The following is a 4134-nucleotide window of genomic DNA, read 5'->3' as shown; positions in this document are numbered from 1 at the left end:
TCAAACGATTGTTTCCAAAATTCTCAATTACGAAAAAACTCCTTATATGGACAATACGGAATGGTATGATAAGGCTTTAATGCTTGGAGATCCAACCGATTCCGGTCCTTCCTGTGTCGATACCAAAGTATTTATCAAAGAAATGATCGATGAATATGCTCCCAATATTGTCTGCGAAGAAGTCTATGATGGAAATTGGGTTTACCAGATCAGCAGTAATCTCAATACCGGAGTCAGTTATTTTAATTATCGCGGTTTTGCCAACATGAGCGGTTGGGATAATTATGATACGGAAAATCTGACAAATGGTTATATGCTGCCTTTTGTTGCTCATCCAACCTGCATTACGGGTGATTTTGAAGGAACTAATGATTGCCGGAGTGAAGCTTTTCTGAAAGCAGGTTCTCCAACCGTTCCCAAAGGTGCGATCGCTGCTTTCGGGACGGCAACGGGATATACTCATACCTGTTTTAATAATTGCATCGATGCCGGAACTTTTTATGGAATTTTTACAGATGGAATTTATAATCCGGGCGGAGCTTTGAATCGGGGAAAGATCAATCTTTATCTGAACTATCCTGAAAATCCCAATAACTGGGTTTATCGTTTTTCTTATTGGAACAGTCTGATGGGAGATCCCGGAATGGATCTCTGGACCGGAGTTCCGCAGGAATTGGATGTTATTTATGCATCTCAAGTCTCACTAGGGACAAATTATCTGGAAGTAACTGTTCTGGATAATTCCGGAACTCCAATTGAAAATGCCTGGGTTTCAGCTTTGCTCGGTGATGATGAAATTTTCGCAATTGATTTTACTGATGAACAAGGTTTAGTGATTTTGCCAATCGAAACCAATTCTGAAGGAACAGTCGATTTGACCGTAACCAAACACAATTTCATCCCGCATCTCGGAAGTTTTGAAATTCTGCAGGGGGATACTTTTGTTAATGTCCTCGAAGTTGAGATCGATGACGATAATTCCGGATCATCTTCAGGAAATGATGATGGAAATATCAATCCGGGTGAAAATATCGAATTAAATGTTAATTTACAGAATTACGGAACGATCGCAGCAAATTCCGTTTCCGCAACCATTACCTCTGAAAATGAATTTATCACGATCACAGATAATACTGAAGATTACGGAAACATCGATGCAGGTTCTTCTTCTTTTTCCGCAGATGATTTTGATATTTCCATTCATCCGGATGTTTTAGGCGGAACAGAGATCAAGATCGATATTCAGATCGTCGATGGTTCGGGAAATGAATGGAATGATATAATTTATCTGAATGTTGAAGGAGCTTATCTTGATGTTAGTTCATCCACGGTTTTTGATAATGACAACAACATCCTGGATCCTGGAGAAACTGCTGAAATCAGTCTCACCATCTCAAATCTTGGATCGGTTGATGCCAACGATATTTACGGCACGATTTCCTGTTCCAATTCCGATATTATCATCGATGATGCGGAAGGTTATTTTGGGAATATCGAAGCTGGAGAAGAAGTTTCCAATAATGAGAACAGGTTTGAAATCACAGCAAATACAAATATTTATCCCGGTACTCAAATAATTTTTGAAGTACAACTTTACAATATCGATGGTTATGATAATCTCTCAACTTTTATTTTTGAAATTGGAGAAGTTCTAATAACCGATCCTCTTGGTCCAGATGAATACGGATATTACTGTTTTGATGATGAAGACACCGGATATTACAATGCTCCCGAATATCAATGGATCGAGATCGATCCTGATTACGGAGGTCAGGGAACAGTGATTCAACTGTTTGATCAGGGAAATGAAGGAGATACCGAAATTCTCGATTTACCGGTAAATTTCCGCTTTTACGGAGATAATTATTCCGATTTAACGGTTTGTTCAAATGGTTGGATATCTCCCGGAATTACAGATAATAATTCTTTCATGAACTGGCAAATTCCCGGACCGCTCGGACCTTCTCCGCTTATTGCTCCGTTCTGGGATGATCTGATCATCGGAGACGGGCAGGTTTGTTATTTCTTTGACGATGTATTTCACTATTTTGTGATCGAATGGTCGAGATTATATAATGAATATAATAATAGCGAGGAAACTTTCCAGGTAATTTTATACGATGCGGATTATTATCCGACAACTCTTGGAGACAGTGAGATCAAGTTCCAGTATCATACGGTAAATAATGTTGATCAGGGATCTTATTTTGGATTTATAGTCAATCATGGTATGTATGCAACAGTTGGAATAGAAGACCCGACAGGAACTATCGGTTTGGAATACACATTTAATAACGAGTATCCCACAGCTTCCCAAGTTTTAGAAAATGAAATGGCAATTCTGTTTACCGGTCCTCCCATCTTCGCCGAAGAACCTTATCTTGTTTTGGGAACAATTGAAATTTCGGGTGGAAATGGAAACGGTAATATCGATCATGGAGAAACTGTCGAATTGCAGATTCCTCTAAATAATCTGGGTGAAAATCCGGCAACCGGAGTTTCTGCTATAATTTCTACCAATGATGAATACACGACTTTGATTTCCGGCAGTTCGACTTATAATGATATTCCTGGGGGAAATTCAGAAAATAATCTTGATGATTTCTCATTTTCAGTTGATGAGAATTGTCCTGACGGTCACATCATCTCTTTCCAGATGGATGTTCAAAGTAATGAAGATAATTGGATTCTCTATTTTGGTTTGGAAGTAAATGCTCCCGATATTATAGTTCAGGAAGTGATCGTTTTCGATGGAAATAATGGTGTTCTCGATCCGGGAGAATCCGGTGAATTATGGGTTGTTTTCTCAAATATTGGAGGATCTGAGGCGACCTCTACTCTCTGTTCGATTTCCACTGAAGATAATTTTGTCACGCTCGATTCCGATAATGTTGATTTCGGAACATTCCCAGCCGGAGAAATGGAAACTGCTGTTTTTGGTGTTACTGCCGGCGAAGATGCTCCGATCGGGCATGAAGTTATTATAGATTGGGAAATTACTGCGGATGTGAGTTATGCAAATTCAGGGAATTTTTCAAACTATATTGTCCAGGTTCCTGTTGATTTTGTAGAAAATTTCAATACTTTCCCACCGGAAGGTTGGACCATCGAAGGAGAACAGAATTGGATTTTAAATCAATCAAATTTTGCGGGAGGAACTCCTCCGGAAGCTTTTTATGTTGGAATTTATCCAACTACAGGAATTCAAAGATTGATCACGAAACCGATAAATACTGTGGGTTCAATTTCCCTGGAACTGGAATTTAAGCATATTATCGCTACTTTTGGCAATGGTTTTTATGTAGGAATTCAAACTACTGCAGATGGCACAAACTGGCATGATGTGATTACCTATCCGGCAAATGATATTCCTCCCACAATTGAATTTCTGACAATTTCAAACCCTGATGTAGGATCAGCAAATTTCCAGTTAGCGTTTATTTTTGAAGGCAATCCTTTTGATATCAATGCCTGGGTTCTCGATGATGTTATCCTGAATGAAGTTACTACAACACCGCACGGCTATCTTGTTGGCAATGTTAGTTTGAATGGGAATAATGGCAATATAGAAGAAGTATTGATCTCTGCCGATTCTGCGGTTGCAAATCCGAATTCTCAGGGTTTTTATATTTTGCCGATAGAAGCAGGAATTTATGATGTTACAGCTTCCTTACCGGGTTATTTATCAGAAACAATTTCCAATGTTAATATCGAAGAAAATTGGGAAACTTATACTTTAGATTTTGTTTTAAATGAATTAACGATTGAATATCCTCCGCAAAATCTGACAGCAGATTCTTATGAAAATAATATTTCATTGAATTGGGAAATTCCCGGGAATTCAGTAAATTTTATTGGGCAACCAATTCTTTCCAAAAATGATGGAAATCCAAAAAACATGGATCTACGAACTTTCCAAAATGCAAAATCCGTAAAAACAACATCAGACCGCTTTCTATTAGGTTACCGGATTTACAGGAATGATCAATTTCTGACTGCAATTTCGGATATAATGACAACTTCATACACGGATATCAATCTCGATGAAGGAGAATATTCCTATTATTTAACTGCGGTTTATGATGAAGGTGAATCAGAACCTTCCAATACGGAAACTGTTTCCCTGATTTTAGC

1 protein-coding gene is annotated in these 4134 nt (G+C 38.3%); it reads left to right on the top strand.

Annotated features, from left to right (window positions below):
* Positions 1-4134, top strand: a 4134-nt coding sequence (locus ENL20_12785; protein ID HHE39426.1) for a hypothetical protein, incomplete at both ends; no start/stop codon positions are given.

It is taken from the genome of Candidatus Cloacimonadota bacterium, assembly GCA_011372345.1.
Lineage (GTDB): Bacteria > Cloacimonadota > Cloacimonadia > Cloacimonadales > TCS61 > DRTC01.
Note: the sequence above shows the minus strand (reverse complement) of the source record. Positions and strands in the feature narration are given on the sequence as shown.